At 32.8% G+C, this 16,337-nt stretch carries 16 protein-coding genes; 13 read left to right on the forward strand and 3 right to left on the reverse strand.

Annotated elements, in window-relative coordinates; translation table 11 throughout:
- The first annotated feature begins 2 nt into the window (after nt 1-2).
- The 5 genes from B5G32_RS05320 to carB all read left to right on the forward strand — a co-directional run bounded on the left by B5G32_RS05320 (nt 3) and on the right by carB (nt 7,574).
- Nucleotides 3-1,457 (forward strand): glutamate synthase subunit beta, encoded by a 1,455-nt coding sequence (locus B5G32_RS05320; protein ID WP_087936061.1) that lies wholly within the window; start codon nt 3-5, stop codon nt 1,455-1,457.
- 25 nt (nt 1,458-1,482) lie between these two features.
- Nucleotides 1,483-2,721 carry an ammonium transporter gene (locus B5G32_RS05325; RefSeq protein WP_087244754.1) on the forward strand — a complete coding sequence of 413 codons (1,239 nt, stop codon included), beginning with the start codon at nt 1,483-1,485 and terminating at the stop codon, nt 2,719-2,721.
- Nucleotides 2,722-2,734: 13 nt separating this feature from the next.
- A complete protein-coding gene (locus tag B5G32_RS05330; protein ID WP_191341213.1) occupies nt 2,735-3,082 on the forward strand; it encodes a P-II family nitrogen regulator in 348 nt (115 codons plus the stop codon).
- Nucleotides 3,083-3,307: 225 nt separating this feature from the next.
- Complete coding sequence (locus tag B5G32_RS05335; RefSeq protein WP_087936062.1) at nt 3,308-4,387, forward strand: carbamoyl phosphate synthase small subunit; 1,080 nt, start codon at nt 3,308-3,310, stop codon at nt 4,385-4,387.
- Complete coding sequence (gene carB / locus B5G32_RS05340) at nt 4,380-7,574, forward strand: carbamoyl-phosphate synthase large subunit (protein WP_087936063.1); 3,195 nt, start codon at nt 4,380-4,382, stop codon at nt 7,572-7,574. Before B5G32_RS05335 ends, carB begins: the two co-directional genes overlap by 8 nt.
- Nucleotides 7,575-7,654: 80 nt before the next feature.
- Here carB and B5G32_RS05345 read toward each other — a convergent pair whose 3' ends face one another.
- The 3 genes from B5G32_RS05345 to bilS form a co-directional block, all read right to left on the reverse strand.
- Nucleotides 7,655-8,890: an MFS transporter gene (locus tag B5G32_RS05345; RefSeq protein ID WP_087936064.1), complete on the reverse strand. Its 1,236-nt coding sequence runs from the start codon at nt 8,888-8,890 to the stop codon at nt 7,655-7,657.
- The gene (locus tag B5G32_RS05350) at nt 8,880-9,734 is read right to left on the reverse strand and encodes a zinc dependent phospholipase C family protein (RefSeq protein WP_087244749.1); all 855 of its coding nucleotides are present in this window, start codon (nt 9,732-9,734) and stop codon (nt 8,880-8,882) included. The genes B5G32_RS05345 and B5G32_RS05350 overlap by 11 nt, the downstream gene beginning before the upstream one ends.
- A gap of 136 nt (nt 9,735-9,870) precedes the next feature.
- Nucleotides 9,871-10,362: a flavodoxin family protein BilS gene (bilS, locus tag B5G32_RS05355; RefSeq protein ID WP_087936065.1), complete on the reverse strand. Its 492-nt coding sequence runs from the start codon at nt 10,360-10,362 to the stop codon at nt 9,871-9,873.
- 162 nt (nt 10,363-10,524) lie between these two features.
- On the opposite strand from bilS, the gene B5G32_RS05360 reads away from it, so the two are divergent.
- From B5G32_RS05360 to B5G32_RS05395, 8 genes are all read left to right on the forward strand, one after another.
- Nucleotides 10,525-11,421 carry a D-alanyl-D-alanine carboxypeptidase family protein gene (locus tag B5G32_RS05360; protein ID WP_087936066.1) on the forward strand — a complete coding sequence of 299 codons (897 nt, stop codon included), beginning with the start codon at nt 10,525-10,527 and terminating at the stop codon, nt 11,419-11,421.
- A 10-nt stretch (nt 11,422-11,431) separates the two neighbouring features.
- Entirely contained in the window at nt 11,432-11,941 is a 510-nt protein-coding gene (locus tag B5G32_RS05365; protein WP_087297395.1) for a dCTP deaminase/dUTPase family protein, read from the forward strand.
- Nucleotides 11,942-13,072: a CapA family protein gene (locus B5G32_RS05370; RefSeq protein WP_087936067.1), complete on the forward strand. Its 1,131-nt coding sequence runs from the start codon at nt 11,942-11,944 to the stop codon at nt 13,070-13,072.
- A 113-nt stretch (nt 13,073-13,185) separates the two neighbouring features.
- Nucleotides 13,186-13,773 (forward strand): hypothetical protein, encoded by a 588-nt coding sequence (locus B5G32_RS05375; RefSeq protein WP_087936068.1) that lies wholly within the window; start codon nt 13,186-13,188, stop codon nt 13,771-13,773.
- Between the two features lie 204 nt (nt 13,774-13,977).
- Nucleotides 13,978-14,541, forward strand: a complete 564-nt coding sequence (locus B5G32_RS05380) for a sugar O-acetyltransferase (protein ID WP_087244743.1) — start codon at nt 13,978-13,980, stop codon at nt 14,539-14,541.
- 198 nt (nt 14,542-14,739) lie between these two features.
- The gene (locus B5G32_RS05385; protein WP_087358601.1) at nt 14,740-15,357 is read left to right on the forward strand and encodes a nucleotidyltransferase family protein; all 618 of its coding nucleotides are present in this window, start codon (nt 14,740-14,742) and stop codon (nt 15,355-15,357) included.
- Nucleotides 15,329-15,550 carry a DUF6718 family protein gene (locus B5G32_RS05390; protein ID WP_087358603.1) on the forward strand — a complete coding sequence of 74 codons (222 nt, stop codon included), beginning with the start codon at nt 15,329-15,331 and terminating at the stop codon, nt 15,548-15,550. The genes B5G32_RS05385 and B5G32_RS05390 overlap by 29 nt, the downstream gene beginning before the upstream one ends.
- Before the next feature lie 160 nt (nt 15,551-15,710).
- Complete coding sequence (locus tag B5G32_RS05395) at nt 15,711-16,169, forward strand: HIT family protein (protein ID WP_087936069.1); 459 nt, start codon at nt 15,711-15,713, stop codon at nt 16,167-16,169.
- Nucleotides 16,170-16,337 lie beyond the last annotated feature (168 nt).

Below are 16,337 nucleotides of genomic sequence, written 5' to 3' on the forward strand. Positions count from 1 at the left end.
TTATGGGAAAAATAACAGGATTTTTAGAGTTTGAAAGAGAAGATAACTTAACTCAATCACCAGAAACAAGAATTGCTGGTTTTCAGGAATTTCACATCCCTCTTTTGGATGAAAAACGTCGCCAACAGGGAGCTCGTTGCATGAACTGCGGTGTTCCATTTTGTCAGTCAGCCATTGAAATCAATCATATGGTTACAGGTTGTCCTTTACATAATCTGATTCCAGAGTGGAACGATGAAATCTTTCATCATAATGATGAACGTGCACTCTCACGTCTGTTAAAAACAAATCCCTTCCCAGAGTTTACAGGACGTGTGTGCCCGGCTTTATGTGAAAAAGCATGTGTATGTGGATTGCATGGAGAAGCTGTAACGATTAAAGATAATGAATTATTTATTATTGAAAAGGCTTATCAGAATCAATTGATGAAAGCTGAAAAATCATCTGTATGTTCATTTAAAAAAGTGGCGGTTGTAGGAAGTGGTCCCGCAGGATTGACTGTTGCCTACAAGTTAAATCAACGTGGACATCAGGTCAGTGTTTTTGAAAAAGATGATCGTTTAGGAGGATTGCTGATGTATGGTATTCCTCAAATGAAACTTGAAAAACAAATTATTGAACGTCGTATTCAATTGATGAAAGAAGAAGGTGTTCAATTTTATACGAATGTTCATGTTGGAAAAGATTTGACGAAGGAAGATTTGTTGAAGGATTATGATGCGATTGTTTTATGTTGTGGAGCAAAAAAAGCACGTGATTTAAATGTGGTAGGTAGAGAAGCCAAAGGCATTTATTTTGCAGTGGATTTTTTAAAAAGCACAACACAGGATATATTGAATCAAACTTCTTTTCGTATTGATGCCAAAGGAAAGCATGTCGTTGTTGTAGGAGGTGGAGATACGGGTAATGACTGTGTTGGAACATGTATTAGACAAGGATGTGCATCAGTTACACAGCTGGAAATGATGCCATCTCCGCCTCATCAAAATACACGTCCATGGCCAATGTGGCCTGATGAATTAAAAACAGATTATGGACAGGAAGAAAGTCTAGCTGTTTTTAAGCAGGATCCACGTGTTTATGCAACAACAATTAAAGAATGTATTGAAGAAGATGGGCAACTCAAAGCTGTCAAAACGATTCAGGGGAGAATAGTTGATGGTCAATGGGTTGAAAAAGAAGATAGCGAAAAAATGCTGAAGGCAGATTTGTTGCTGATTGCAGCAGGATTTGTAGGTATTGAAGATGATATTAAAGAGCAGTTTGATTTATCTGTGAATCAACGTCAGGTTGTCATGACAATGCCAAAGAGCTATGCGACAAAGGAAGAGAAGATTTTCGTTGCAGGGGATATGCATCGCGGTCAATCTCTTGTTGTCTGGGCTATTGCGGAAGGAAATGAATGCGCCAAAGAAGTGGATCGATATTTAATGGGATATAGTTATATGAATGAATAATGAATAGAGTTAGGGGGTCTATGATATGAATTCAGGGGATATTGGTTTTATGTTAATATGTAGTGCTCTGGTGTTATTAATGACACCAGGCCTGGCTTTCTTTTATGGGGGACTTGTTCGCCGTAAAAATGTTGTTAATACAATGATGACATCTGTTTTTGTCATTGGTATTGCAGCTATTATGTGGGCATTATTTGGATACTCACTGGCTTTTGGAAATGATCATTTTGGAATTATTGGAGATTTCAGCTGGTTAGGTTTACAGGGCATTGAAGGAAGTACAACAGATTATGTTTCTACAATTCCTCATTTAGAGTTTGCTATTTTCCAAATGATGTTTGCAATCATTACACCTGCTTTAATAACGGGGGCAGTTGCTGGTCGTATGAAATTTAAAGCTTTGTTTTTGTTTATTATTCTTTGGTCAGTCATTGTTTATTATCCAATGGCTCATATGGTCTGGGGACTTGGTGGCTTTCTGGCTAAAATTGGTTCGGTAGACTTTGCTGGTGGAAATGTTGTTCATATCAGTTCTGGTGTCAGTGCATTAGTTTTATGTATTGTCCTAGGAAAACGCAAAGACTATTTACGCGTACAATATCATGTTCATAACATTCCATTTGTTGTCTTGGGAGCCAGTTTACTGTTGTTTGGATGGTTTGGTTTTAATGCAGGCAGTGCCTTACAGGCCAATGAACTGGCTGTTCATGCCTTTATAACAACTGGTTTATCAGCAGCAGCTGGAATGCTGTCATGGATGGGTATGGATGTATGGATGAGTGGAAAACCAACACTGGTAGGAAGTGTAACAGGTATGGTTGTGGGTCTTGTTGCCATTACCCCGGGAGCAGGATATGTTCCTATTTGGGCATCAATCATTATTGGGCTTGTTGGAAGTCCTATTTGTTATCTGATGATTTCTAAAGTGAAACAGAAATTGGGCTATGATGATGCTTTGGATGCTTTTGGATGTCATGGTATTGGCGGTATCTGGGGTGGTATTGCGACTGGATTGTTTACACAAACGTCTATTAACGATGTTGCCAGATGGAATGGTTTGTTCTTTGGAGATACACAATTATTCATAGCACAAATCATCAGTATCGTTGTTACGATTGCTGTGGCTATTATTGGAACGCTTATTTGTATAGCCATTGTCAGATGTTTCACAACACTTCGTGTTTCTAAACAGGAAGAACAAAAAGGATTAGATATTTCTGAACATCAGGAAAATGCATATCCATCTTTTAATGGATTGGATTAGGAGGACAGTGAATATGATCAAAATTGAAGCGATTGTGAGAGAAGAAAAATATGAAGAAGTGAAAGAAGCACTTGCTCGTATTCATGTGAATGGTATGACAGTTTCTCAGGTAATGGGATGTGGCACACAGCATGGCTACACAGAGTATGTTCGTGGGCAGGAAGTTGAAGTCAATATGTTGCCAAAGATTAAATTTGAGATTGTTGTCAGCAATGAAGATTGGGCCAATAAAACAATTGATGCCATTTGCCAGGCAGCTTATACTGGAGAAGTAGGGGATGGTAAGATTTTTACTTATAAGCTTAATAATGCTATGAAAATTCGTACACGTGAAACGGGCGAAAAAGCAATTAATGAGTAATGATTAATAATTTAAAATTATGATAATAAAAAATTATGAAAAAATATCTTGATAATTATGTTAAATTTGACTATACTATACAAGAATAAATAGAAAGGAATGAGAATTATGGTGGGAAAACAAGTTATGGATACAACGATTGTTAGAACATCTTTTTCTCATTTTTTATATTTCTAAAAACATATCTTTTATGGATATGTTTTTTTATGATATAAGGAGGTAACAATGAAAGCATATTTGATATTAGAAGATGGACATGTCTTTGAAGGTGAACATTTTGGTGGTCATAAGGAAGTCATTAGTGAGTTTGTCTTTAATACATCTATGACAGGATATCTGGAAGTCTTGACAGATCCTTCATATGCTGGACAAAGTGTTGTCATGACATATCCATTGATTGGAAATTACGGTGTTTGTTTGGAAGATCAGGAATCAAGACAACCATATGTAGAAGGTTTTGTTGTGAATGAACTGGCAAGATTAGGTAGTCATTTTAGAAAAAATATGGATTTAGAAGATTATTTGAAGAAACATGATATTGTGGGAATTCAAGGTGTTGATACACGATATATTACAAAATTAATCAGAAATAAGGGTTGTATGAATGGTTTGATTACAACTCATCATTATGATGATATCAGTGAAGTGTTAAAACGTATTCATGATTATAAAGTGACAGGGGTTGTGGAGAAAACAACATGTTCAAAGCCTTATGTTTTAGGGCAAGGACAATATAAAGTGGCTTTATATGATTTTGGTGCGAAGCAAAATATTGCCAGAGAGCTGGTAAACAGAAATTGTGAAGTAACAGTTTTTCCAGCTGATACACCAGCAAAGACCATTTTAGAAGGACACTTTGATGGAATTATGCTTTCAAATGGTCCTGGTGATCCTGAAGAATGTGTAGATATTATTGAAAATATGAAGATTTTAAGTCAAAGTGGCATTCCTATTTTTGCTATCTGTTTAGGACATCAGTTAATGGCTTTAGCACATGGTTTTCAAACAGAAAAGATGGTTTACGGTCATCATGGTGCCAACCACCCAGTTAAGGATTTGAAAACAAATCGTGTTTATATTTCAACACAAAATCATAATTATGTTGTCAAAGAAGAATCATTGGATAGCCAAATGGCAAAAATGTGGTTCCAGAATGTCAATGATGGAACATTGGAAGGCATTGAATATTTACAGGAACCTATTAAAACAGTGCAGTTCCATCCAGAAGCATGTGCTGGACCATTAGATACATCATATTTATTTGACGAATTTATCAAAATGATGGGAGGAAATCAAAATGCCTAGAAATCATGATATTCAAAAAGTATTAGTGATTGGGTCAGGACCTATTATTATTGGACAAGCTGCTGAATTTGATTATGCAGGAACACAGGCTTGTAGAGCCTTGAAAGAAGAAGGAATAGAAGTTGTCCTTATTAATTCTAATCCAGCCACAATCATGACAGATAAAGATATTGCTGATAAGGTTTATATAGAACCATTAACTGTACCAGTTGTGAAACATTTAATTGAAGTTGAAAAACCAGATAGCATTTTACCGACACTTGGGGGACAAAATGCTTTAAATATTGCGATGGCTTTAGCTGATGAAGGATTTTTAGACAAACATCATGTGCGTACGATTGGAACTTCAACAGATACAATCAAACTGGCTGAAGATCGCTTAGAGTTTAAAACATTAATGGAAAAGATTGGAGAACCATGTGCTGCTTCAATTGTCGTGAATCATGTAGATGAAGCCATTGAGTTTGCGAATAAAATTGGTTATCCAGTTGTTATTAGACCAGCATATACATTAGGAGGAACAGGTGGTGGAATTGCCAATAATGAAGAAGAATTACATCATATTTGTTCTAATGGATTGCGTTTATCACGTGTGAGTCAGTGCCTCATTGAAAAAAGTATTGCTGGATGGAAAGAAATTGAATATGAAGTGATGCGTGATGGACATGGTAACTGTATTACAGTATGTAATATGGAAAACCTTGATCCAGTTGGTGTACATACGGGAGATAGTATTGTTGTGGCACCAAGTCAAACTTTATCTGATAAAGAATATCAGATGTTAAGAAGTTCGGCTTTAAATATTATTACAGCCTTAAATATTCAAGGTGGATGTAATGTGCAGTATGCTTTAAATCCAGATAGTTTTGAATATTGCGTTATTGAAGTTAATCCACGTGTTTCGCGTTCTTCAGCTTTAGCTTCAAAAGCAACAGGTTATCCAATCGCCAAACTGGCAGCGAAAATTGCTTTAGGTTATACATTGGATGAAATTAAAAATGCAGTTACTGGAAAAACATATGCTTCTTATGAACCGACGTTAGATTATATTGTTTGTAAGATTCCAAAATGGCCATTCGATAAATTTGTTGGGGCATCTAGAAAACTAGGAACACAGATGAAAGCCACAGGAGAAGTCATGAGTATTGCTCATAATTTTGAAGGCGCATTTATGAAAGCTTTACGTTCTCTCGAACAAAATGTTTATGATTTACATATTCCTGAAGTCGATGGACTTTCATTAGATGAATTAAAAGTCAAATTAAAAGATGTTGATGATCATCGTATCTTTGTAGTAGCACAGGCTTTAAGACAAGGAATGAGTGAACAGGAAATTCATGATATAACACGTATTGATTGCTGGTTTATTGATAAAATCAAACATTTAACGGAAGTCGAACAACAATTAAAAACAGAACCACTGACTGTTGAATTATTAAAACTTGCTAAAAGATTAGAATTCCCAGATCAAATTATTGCTAAGTATACAAATCATACAACTCAAGATATTCATCAAATGAGATTAGATCATCATATTGAAGCTGTTTATAAAACAGTAGATACATGTGCAGCTGAATTTGATGCAACAACACCTTATTATTATTCTGTATATGGAGAACATAATGAAGTTGATCCTCGTGATGATAAAAAGAAAATTATGGTTTTAGGTTCAGGACCAATCCGTATTGGACAAGGGATAGAGTTTGATTATTGTTCTGTTCATTGTGTCTGGGCGTTAAAGGAAGCTGGCTATGATACAATTATTGTGAATAATAATCCAGAAACAGTATCAACTGACTTTGATATAGCTGATCGTCTGTATTTTGAACCATTGACACCTGAAGATGTAGAAAGTATTGTGCGTTTAGAAAAACCAGATGGTGCCATTGTACAATTTGGTGGACAAACAGCCATCAAGCTTACAAAAGCCTTAATGGAAATGGGAGTTCCTATTTTAGGAACATCAGCTGATAATGTTGATGCAGCAGAAGATCGTGAAAGATTTGATGAAATCTTACAGCGTTGTGATATAGATCGTCCAAGAGGTTCAACAGTTTTCACAACAGAAGAAGCTTTAGAGGTTGCTAATCGTTTAGGATATCCAGTGCTTGTCAGACCATCATATGTCTTAGGTGGAGCAGGTATGGAAATAGCGTTAAATGATGGTGACATCAAGAAATTTATGGAAATCATCAATCGTCAATATCAGGAACATCCTATCTTGATTGATAAATATTTATCTGGTAAAGAAGTTGAAGTCGATGCTATCTGTGATGAACATGGTGTATTGATTCCAGGTATCATGGAACACGTAGAACGTGCAGGAGTGCATAGTGGAGATAGTATCTCAGTATATCCACCACAAAAGATTAAACAGGAAATTAAAGATGTGATTGTGGATTATACACAAAGACTAGCAAAAGCGTTACATGTCATTGGATTGATTAACATTCAATTTATTGTTTATGAAGATCAGGTCTATGTCATTGAAGTCAATCCACGTTCTTCACGTACTATTCCTTATATTTCTAAGGTTACTGATATTCCTGTGGTAGATGTCGCAACACATGTCATTATGGGAAAAACAATCAAGGAACAAGGATATGAATATGGATTGGCTAAAGAAAAAGAAACAGTGGCTATTAAGATGCCAGTCTTCTCATTTGAAAAGATTACTGGTGCAGAAATCAGCTTAGGCCCTGAAATGAAATCTACAGGAGAAGTTTTAGGTGTGTCTAAAGACTTTGATGAAGCCATTTATAAAGCATTTATTGCGACAGGTATTGATTTGCCAAAGAAAAAGAATATTATCTGTACGATTAAAGATAGTGCCAAAGAAGAATTCTTACCAATTGCAAAACAATATCATCAATTTGGGTATGACATTTATGCAACAATTGGAACATTTACGTATCTTATTGAACATGGAATTCCTGCTCATCTTGTCAATTATATTGCTGATAAGAAAAATACAATCTTTGATTTAATGTTAACTGATACAGTTGATTTAATCATTGATATACCAACAAGAAACAATAATTTAAAAGATGGATTTATGATTCGTCGCTTTGCAGTAGAAGCAGGTATTCCAATTTATACATCATTGGATACAGCTCAAGCATTAATTAACTGTCTTGAAAAAAGACATCATGGTGATACATCACTTATTGATATAACAAAAATTTAATAAAAGAAAAATGGGTGTCATATTTTGGTGACATCCGTTTTTATCTGTAATAAAAAAGACTCCATATAAAGAGTCTAAAATTATTGATGCAATTTTTCTGTTTTTTTGAAGAATACAAAACCAATGAAGAACATGATAGCTAATGAACCTACACCTATATTCATCATCCCTGTTACTTGAGAAATAAGGGAAACAAGAGTTGTTCCCATGAATGATGCCCCTTTACCACAAATATCATATAAACCAAAATATTCACCAGAACGATTGGCTGGAATGATTTTAGCATAATAAGAACGTGATAATGATTGAATAGCTCCTTGGAATATTCCAACACCAACAGCTAAAATCCAGAATTGATATTGTTGTTGGAGAGTGATTCCATATAATGCAATGAGAAAATAAGCGAGAATACAAACTTTAATCAGTTTTGTATTTTCAATAAGATTACTTAATTTTCCAAAGATTAAAGCAGCAGGGAAGGCAACAATTTGGGTTAATAACAACGCTAATAATAAACCAGTTGTATCTAAACCTAAAGCAGTTCCATAAGCCGTTGCCATATCAATGATAGTATAAACACCATCAATATAAAAGAAAAAGGCAAGCAAGAAGAATAACACTCTTGGATTATCTTTTAATTCACTAAAGATATTTTTTAAACGTAGAAAACTCGCTTTAACATAATGGTTTTCTTTTTCTAAATAATATGTTTGATGATATCCTAGAATTAAAGGAACTGACAATAATAACCACCATAAAGCAATCAAAAGAAAACAAATACTCATAGCTGTTTCCATTGTTAATGAAAGTTGTTCATAGAATAATACAAGGGCTAAACTGACTATAAAAGGTATACAGCTTCCAATGTATCCCCAGGCATATCCTTTAGCAGAAACATTATCCATACGTTCTGGAGTTGTAATATCTATAAGCATAGAATCATAAAAAACCAGACTTAATGAATAAGCAGATTTTGCAATCACAAATAAACATAAAAACCATAACCAGGATGAAGTAAATCCAAGTAAAATACAACCCAATGCGCCAATGAGTAAAGCAACCATGAACAGCTTCTTTTTCCATCCTTTAAAATCAGAAGCAGTTCCTAATATAGGACCAAGAATAGCTGTAATGATTGTGGCTATAGATGTTGCATACCCCCAAAAAGCTAAATAGTTTGTTTCAGAGATATGAGCGCTGTCAGCTAAGAAATTAAAATAAATAGGCATGATTGTAGATACAAGTAATGTAAAAGCAGAGTTTCCAATATCATACATAATCCACTTCTTTTCTAAAGATGTTGTTTTAGATGTCATATTCTTTCTCCTTTTCATACGATAATACTGGAATATTTTCCCAACCTTCTTGAGCACTGTAATGTGCTAAAAAATCATGACTGAGTGGTTCGTTTTTTGTTAAGTATGTATAATAATTTTCACTGAGTTCAAGACAGTGTGGAATGGCTTTTTTCATTAATTTTTCTAAACGTAGATTACTATCTTTGCATGCTTCGTGGTCTTTTTGATCCATCAACAATCCACGATAACCTTTATATTTACCTGAAATCAATAAAAAGACTTTCACTAATGTTCTGATGAATGGATTATGACTTGCTAGAAAACGATTATATGTTTTCATGGATTTTAATGTTGATAAGATCTGTTGAACACTAAATTGATTAAAAAAAGTTTGAATCACTTTGGCATTTTCCATAGTGGGATGTAAATGCTGAGTTAAATCTGTGTATAACGGTTTTTGATGATTCTTGATCAATAAATATTTATCCATTTCACATTCAATTAAGGAATGTGAAACATGTGAAGCTTGCATTTTCTTTTCAATATAACTATGACATTCATAGTCCAATGCAAAATGAGCAATAAAACCTAACATATAGGCTATTTTGGCTTCTTTATGACTTTTTTCTAAAATAACATGACGAGAATTTTCAAATAAGTCATAAGCTTTTTGTTTATGCATGGCACTTCCCCAACGATTCAAATCATTATGATGATAAATCTGATAATAGAAAAAAATATCAGGACCATGTAAACCTATTTCATAAAGTTCAATATTGTCTTGAATGATTTTTTGAAGATGGGGTGAATAAACTTTTTTCATTTCTTCCCCAAAACAATAATGTGTATATATGGCTGGCATATATCCCCCTCCTAACGTGTATATATTACCACAAAAATATTAAAAGAATGTAAAAAATACTTAAAAAAATTGTAATATTCATATGATTAAAGAGATAAAAAGATCATCATAAGTATGAATCCTATGATGATCTCGATTATTGAATGACTGAAAGTTGTTGGATAAATGATTGTAAATCCTCTGGGCTAGGATGTGATAATGCCTGATCAAAATTTTCAATCATAGGAATAAATTTTTCCGGCTGTTTTTGTGCCATTTGTTCATAACGTTGTCTGACACTCATAGGCATTTTTCCTTGACACATAAATTGTCCCACAATTTGATTATCATCAGCAATGTTTGTTTGGACACGTTTTAAAATACCATCAAAATATTCTTGACTACCACCAAAACCAGCAGTTCCAAATAAAAAGATTTTTTGATGATGGAGTTGTTTTAAATAATCCTGAATTGATTCATCACATGTTCCTTTATCTGTCCAGAAACCTACAAAAATATAATCAGCCATCAATGGTGCTAAGTCAGCCTTTCCATAATAACAACATTCTCCTTTTATATGATTTTTAATAGTTTCAGCCAACATTTGTGTATTTCCTGTTGGACTTGAAAAAATAATAGCATATTGCATAGAAATATCCTCCTTTTTTATGACGATATTATATGAATTTGTGTGAATGTTGTCAAATGAAATAAATTAAGTAAATATTAAGGAATTTTTCGTAGAATTGGTTTATAATGGTAGCTAAGTAAGGGTATAGTTTTAATAAGTCGTTATGTTATGGAGGTAATCATGAAAAAAATTGTCATAGGGATACTCTCTTTTATGTTTATGTTAACAGGATGTCAATCACAAGACAAGGAAGCTCCTGTTTTGACATTAACAAAATCAAGAGTTCAAATAGCATTAAATGATACATTTGATTATAGTCTTTATATTGAAAAAGCCAGCGATTCACAAGATGGTGATTTAATGGATCAGGTGAGCTACTGTGATATAGATACATCTACGGTAGGGAAGAAAACTGTCCATTATTCTGTAGAAGATCAGGCTGGAAATAAAGCTCAAAAGGATTTGATTGTAGATGTTGTGGAATATGTGGGGGATTTGATTAATCCTATCACAGCACAGGCGGATATTGTTGAAAATCCTGATGATGTGACTGTTCTTGTCAATAAGTTACATGAAATACCTGAGGGATGGAAGCCTGATGATTTAGAAAAAGTGATTGATTGTAGTCAAAAGTTGCGTCATGAAGCGAATCAGGCATACACGCAATTTTATCAGGCAGCCAAGGAAAAAGGCATTGAGATTTATACCATTTCAGGCTATCGTGAACCAGAAACACAACAGCTTTATTGGGATAATTCTGTAAAAGTGTTTGGCCAAGAGCATGCTATTCAATATAATGCCTATCCTCGTCGTAGTGAACATGAACTAGGCTTATGTGTAGATATATCCTATACTATGGATGGAGATCGTTTAAGTGAAAAAGTGGCTGATAGTCCACTGGGAAAATTCATTGAAAGTGATGCTTATAAATATGGCTTTATTTTGCGTTATCCTCAAGATAAAGTCCGTATTACAGGTTATGGGTATGAACCATGGCATATTCGTTATGTAGGTGTAGATTTAGCTACACAATTACATCAGGAAAACAAAACGTTAGAAGAATATTATGAAGGTTAAGGAGAAAAATATGACAACAGCAAAATTTTATAAAGTATCTTATCAACAATTTGAGGAAGCTTATTTAGATTATGATGCACATGCTTCTAAGCAACAGATTCAATCTGTTTATGATTCTATTCAATTACCTAAACGTGCGACTAAAGGTTCAGCGGGATATGATTTTTATACACCTATTCATATATGCTTAAAACCACAGGAAACAATCAAGATTCCAACTGGTATTCGTTGTGAAATGAATGAAAGATGGGTTTTAATGATTTATCCTAGAAGTGGACTAGGATTTAAGTATCGTCTACAATTAAACAATACAGTGGGAGTTATTGATAGTGATTATTTTTATTCAGATAATGAGGGGCATATCTTTATTAAGATGACAAATGATACAAATGAAAATAAAACTGTAGAAGTCTTACCTGGACAAGGGATTGCGCAAGGAATCTTTATGCAATATGGTCTTGTTGAAGATGATGATGCAAATGAGATTCGTAATGGTGGATTTGGGAGTACAACTAAATAAATGAAAAAGATTATCCAATTATTGATATCTGTTTTATTGATTTCTGGCTGTCAAAATACACCAAAAAAAGAAAAAGTTCAGGAACCAAAAAAAGATGATACAGTTTCGTTTGTCGCCGTTGGGGATAATTTAATGCATCAAAGATTATTGGATGAAGCAAAAACGGATGATGATTATGATTTTTCATCCTACTATACAAACATAAAGCCATATATTGAACAGGCTGATTTGGCTTTTGTCAATCAGGAAACAATATTAGGTGGGGGCAAAGCATCTGGCTATCCTTATTTTAATACTCCTGATGCTATGGCAAAGAATTTACATGATGTTGGGTTTGATATTGTCAATGGTTCTACTAACCATGCCTTAGATCAAGGATATGAAGGAATCCAGCATTCTATCCATGTTTTTAAAAATTATCAGGATATGCATTATATTGGATTATATCAGTCTCAAGAAGAACGTGATCAGATCCAGGTTGTTGAAAAGGATGGTTTACGTATAGCTTTTTTAGCATATAATCAGATGTTAAATTATACAGAAGATTATCCATCTTATTGTATTAATGATTTTGATGAAGAAAAAATGAAAAACGATGTAGAAAATGCAAAGGAGATCAGTGATATTGTGATTGTATCTTGTCATTGGGGTATTGAAAATGATTTGGAGCCACAACCATTTCAAAAGAAAAATGCGAAGTTTTTAGCTGATTTAGGTGTTGATATCGTTTTAGGAACACATACGCATACTTTACAGCCTGTAGAATGGATTGAAGGTCAAGATGGTCATCAAACACTTGTAGCATATAGTTTGGGTAATTTTATTAGTGGAATGTTAGAAGAAGATTCTCAATTAGGTGGAATGCTGACATGTGATTTTAAAAAAGATGGAAGTGAGTGGTCTATTCAAAATGTCACTTTAGTACCACTTATGAATCATTATGAAACAACGAATCAAAAGAATATCATTGATACAAGAGAGAAATTTACAGTATATAGATTAAAAGATTATACAGATGAACTTGCTAAAAAACATGCTTTACAAGGATACAATGGGATAACAATTTCAAAAGAACGCATGCAAGAAAAAGTAAAAGAAAGAGTAGGAAGTCATATTCAAATTGATATGTAGGGAACAGAAATGTTCTCTTTTTAAATACAATGATTATAGGAGATTTTGTAAGTGGTGATTTTGTTGAATAGCTTATCTTCTGTTGATATAATATGGGATATAGGAGAAAAAATATGACTAGAAAGAAAATACCTTCAATTGATGAATTAAGAGATTATCGAGAAAAGCAAGAGGCTTATCTTCAAGATTGTATTAAGAATCATAAAACATTTGTTATAACTGGTCCAAAATTTCAAGGAGAGAATATTTGGGGAGCTAAAAGTACCTTGCCTTTAATGGAAGCTGCCAAAGAAGTTGGTGCATCTTTTGAGGAAATATGGCAGTTATGTCGTAAATTAGCAACTCTCACACATGCTCCCATAACAAAAAAAGAATATGAAAGAATGATTCCTTTTTCTAAAAAACCACATACAGTCGATACAGTTTTGCAATTTTTAGAAACAAATATTCCCCAATATAACCATAAAAGACACTGTTTAGATTTTGATATTGTCGCCTATTTTTATTGTTATGCATTGATTTCACTTTCAGATTATAGACAAGAAGATTGTCAAAAACAATTATGGTATGCTGTTGATGACTTTATGGAAAGAGATCGAAATATGGCTATGGTTTTATTAAGAAACATGAAAGTTTTAGAACCGATACGTCCGTTTTTAACACCAATGAAAGAAAAGTTGGAAAAAGCAACAGAAAGTTAAATATATTTATTGAAAAATAAAGATGAAATAAAAACATATATGTGAGAAGGAATGTGTATTGGAACATCACTAGGAGTCATTATAGGACTGTTTACTGATAACATTCCTATATATATGTTTTGGGATAAGTATAGGTTTATGTGTTGGTTTAGGAATAGATTCTTTAATCAAAAAATAAGTGGTAGTTTAAAATTATAAAAAGGAATGATAAGATTGAAAACAGAAAAAGAAAAAATGATTTCTGGAGAAAAATATAATCCTGCTAATCCTAGACTTGTTCTTGAACGAGCACGAGCAAATAGAATATGTACTAAGTATAATAAAAGAAGTTTTAATGAGATCAATATGAAATCACGATTAATGAGAAAATTAATAAATACTAACGGAAAATTTTGGATTAAACCACCATTTTTTTGTGATTATGGATATAATATTTTCATTGAAAAAAATGTTATGCTTAATTATGGTTGCGTCATATTAGATGTTTGCCCTGTAAAAATAGGAGAGCATACTTTAATAGGACCAAATACCCATATTTATACAGCTTGTCATTCATTAGTTCCAGATGAAAGAATTTCAGATATTGAATTTGGCAAACCTGTAACTATTGGTAAAAATGTATGGATTGGAGGAAATTGTACTATTTTACCGGGAGTGACTATTGGGGATAATTCGGTTATTGGTGCTGGAAGTGTTGTAACAAAAGATATTCCAAACAATTCTATAGCAGTAGGCAATCCGGCAAAAGTGAAATCAAAAAATGAGTGATATAAATTAAAATACTATTAGTAGGTGATAGAAGAAATGAGTAAATTGGAATTTGTTTACATATTTATAATTCAATATTAAGTCATTTTATTCTCGAATAGAAGAAATAATAGTTTTATAACATTTATACCAATTTGATGAAAAAGACGTTAAAGTATGAGAAAAGGAAATATACTAAATAATAGAGGTGATGTTTCAATGTATATCTTAGATAAGGTTGGATTAAATATAAGCATCTTGGATTCATTATCCTACAAATCCAGTTTAACAGTTAGTATGAAGCGAACACTACGACATTTTGACAAAAGAGATGTTTTAGAAGATATTCGAAATGCTAGACAATGGTATAATAAGCAAAGTATATTATATAAATTACCTATTGACTTACGTATAAAAAGTATGGGATCAGCTTCTATTAAATTTGATAGGCATCCTGACTCAACATTTTCTAGTGTATTTAATGATATTTTAGGATTTAGATCAATTTGTTCAAATTATGAAGAAGTTCTTTCGCTTGAAACAGAAGATAAAATAAGAGTTGTTGATATGTCTAAGGGTAAAACTCGTGATGATGGGTATAGAGGAGTCCATGTTTATTACCAAAAAGACAATTTTCATTACCCCATAGAGATACAGTTCAATACCTACTATGATAGACAATTTAATGACTGGATGCATGATAAATTTTATAAAAGAGGATATTCTGATCAAGTAGGTATTATCTTGCGAAAACTATACGAAGGTGGTAAAATAAAATCACTAAAAGAATTTGAGGAGGTGTTAGCAAATGTGTTATCTCATTGCGAAGAGATTTAAGAAATCAGGATGTGTAGCATTACAAACTGAAGCAGGAGAAGAAATGGCTCAATTTGCTGATGCTTTACAAGAAAAATTAGGATATGATATTCAAATAATAACTATTAGTAGACCAACTGCATATGGAGAATATGAACCATATCATTTTGTTAATAGTTATGATGAATTCAGTAAACAAGCAAGTCAATTGTAGAAAATTGAACATTATTATTTTAAGGTTTTTCTTTGTAATAACAACAAGGAATGCCTTTTTTATTCTTTTTAGAAGTTATAATAATCCTTGAGAATTATCTTATATAGAAGTAGAATCTAATAAAGATACTGTTAAATCAAAATTTAGTGAGGTGATTAAAATGTGTTTAATTTGTGACAGAATAAAAATGATAAAGAATGGTACAAATCCATATTTTGTAAAAGAACTTGAAACTGGTTATGTGGTTATTGGAGATAATCAGCATTTTAAGGGATATACTTTATTTTTATATAAAGATCATAAAACAGAATTATTTCATTTAGAAACAATCAAAAAAATGAAGTTTTTAGAAGAAATGTCTATTGTAGCTGAAGCAGTTTCTAAAGCTTTTAATGCAGAAAAAATGAACTATGAATTATTGGGAAATGGAGATACACATCTTCACTGGCATTTATTTCCAAGAGTCAATGGTGATTTAGGAAAATATGGTAATAATGGTAAGGGACCTGTCTGGTGGTATCCAATGCAAAAAATGTATGATGATTCTAACTGTCCTACAAATGAAGAATTAAGGATAATGAAATCAAGATTATTAATGGAGTTAGATAAACTCTTGTAAATACAGATTTTTAATAAATTCATATGATTATATGTTGACATAATGTGTGAAAAAATGTTTTTAGCACTCTATACTTGACTCTGCTAAAATAGAGGACTATAATATAAATAGAAATAAGGAAAGAGAATAAAAAAGGCATTCCTTACTTCTCATATCAAACATTGTTCA

The organism is Massilimicrobiota sp. An80 (assembly GCF_002159255.1).
Taxonomy (GTDB): Bacteria; Bacillota_I; Bacilli_A; order Erysipelotrichales; family Coprobacillaceae; genus Allocoprobacillus; species Allocoprobacillus merdigallinarum.

Bases quoted from the DNA above. Each gene is read 5' to 3' on its own strand.
- B5G32_RS05320 (WP_087936061.1), top strand. From the start codon at position 3: ATGGGAAAAATAACAGGATTTTTAGAGTTTGAAAGAGAAGATAACTTA.
- B5G32_RS05325 (WP_087244754.1), top strand. From the start codon at position 1,483: ATGAATTCAGGGGATATTGGTTTTATGTTAATATGTAGTGCTCTGGTG.
- B5G32_RS05330 (WP_191341213.1), top strand. From the start codon at position 2,735: ATGATCAAAATTGAAGCGATTGTGAGAGAAGAAAAATATGAAGAAGTG.
- B5G32_RS05335 (WP_087936062.1), top strand. From the start codon at position 3,308: ATGAAAGCATATTTGATATTAGAAGATGGACATGTCTTTGAAGGTGAA.
- carB (WP_087936063.1), top strand. From the start codon at position 4,380: ATGCCTAGAAATCATGATATTCAAAAAGTATTAGTGATTGGGTCAGGA.
- B5G32_RS05345 (WP_087936064.1), bottom strand. From the start codon at position 8,890: ATGACATCTAAAACAACATCTTTAGAAAAGAAGTGGATTATGTATGAT.
- B5G32_RS05350 (WP_087244749.1), bottom strand. From the start codon at position 9,734: ATGCCAGCCATATATACACATTATTGTTTTGGGGAAGAAATGAAAAAA.
- bilS (WP_087936065.1), bottom strand. From the start codon at position 10,362: ATGCAATATGCTATTATTTTTTCAAGTCCAACAGGAAATACACAAATG.
- B5G32_RS05360 (WP_087936066.1), top strand. From the start codon at position 10,525: ATGAAAAAAATTGTCATAGGGATACTCTCTTTTATGTTTATGTTAACA.
- B5G32_RS05365 (WP_087297395.1), top strand. From the start codon at position 11,432: ATGACAACAGCAAAATTTTATAAAGTATCTTATCAACAATTTGAGGAA.
- B5G32_RS05370 (WP_087936067.1), top strand. From the start codon at position 11,942: ATGAAAAAGATTATCCAATTATTGATATCTGTTTTATTGATTTCTGGC.
- B5G32_RS05375 (WP_087936068.1), top strand. From the start codon at position 13,186: ATGACTAGAAAGAAAATACCTTCAATTGATGAATTAAGAGATTATCGA.
- B5G32_RS05380 (WP_087244743.1), top strand. From the start codon at position 13,978: ATGATAAGATTGAAAACAGAAAAAGAAAAAATGATTTCTGGAGAAAAA.
- B5G32_RS05385 (WP_087358601.1), top strand. From the start codon at position 14,740: ATGTATATCTTAGATAAGGTTGGATTAAATATAAGCATCTTGGATTCA.
- B5G32_RS05390 (WP_087358603.1), top strand. From the start codon at position 15,329: ATGTGTTATCTCATTGCGAAGAGATTTAAGAAATCAGGATGTGTAGCA.
- B5G32_RS05395 (WP_087936069.1), top strand. From the start codon at position 15,711: ATGTGTTTAATTTGTGACAGAATAAAAATGATAAAGAATGGTACAAAT.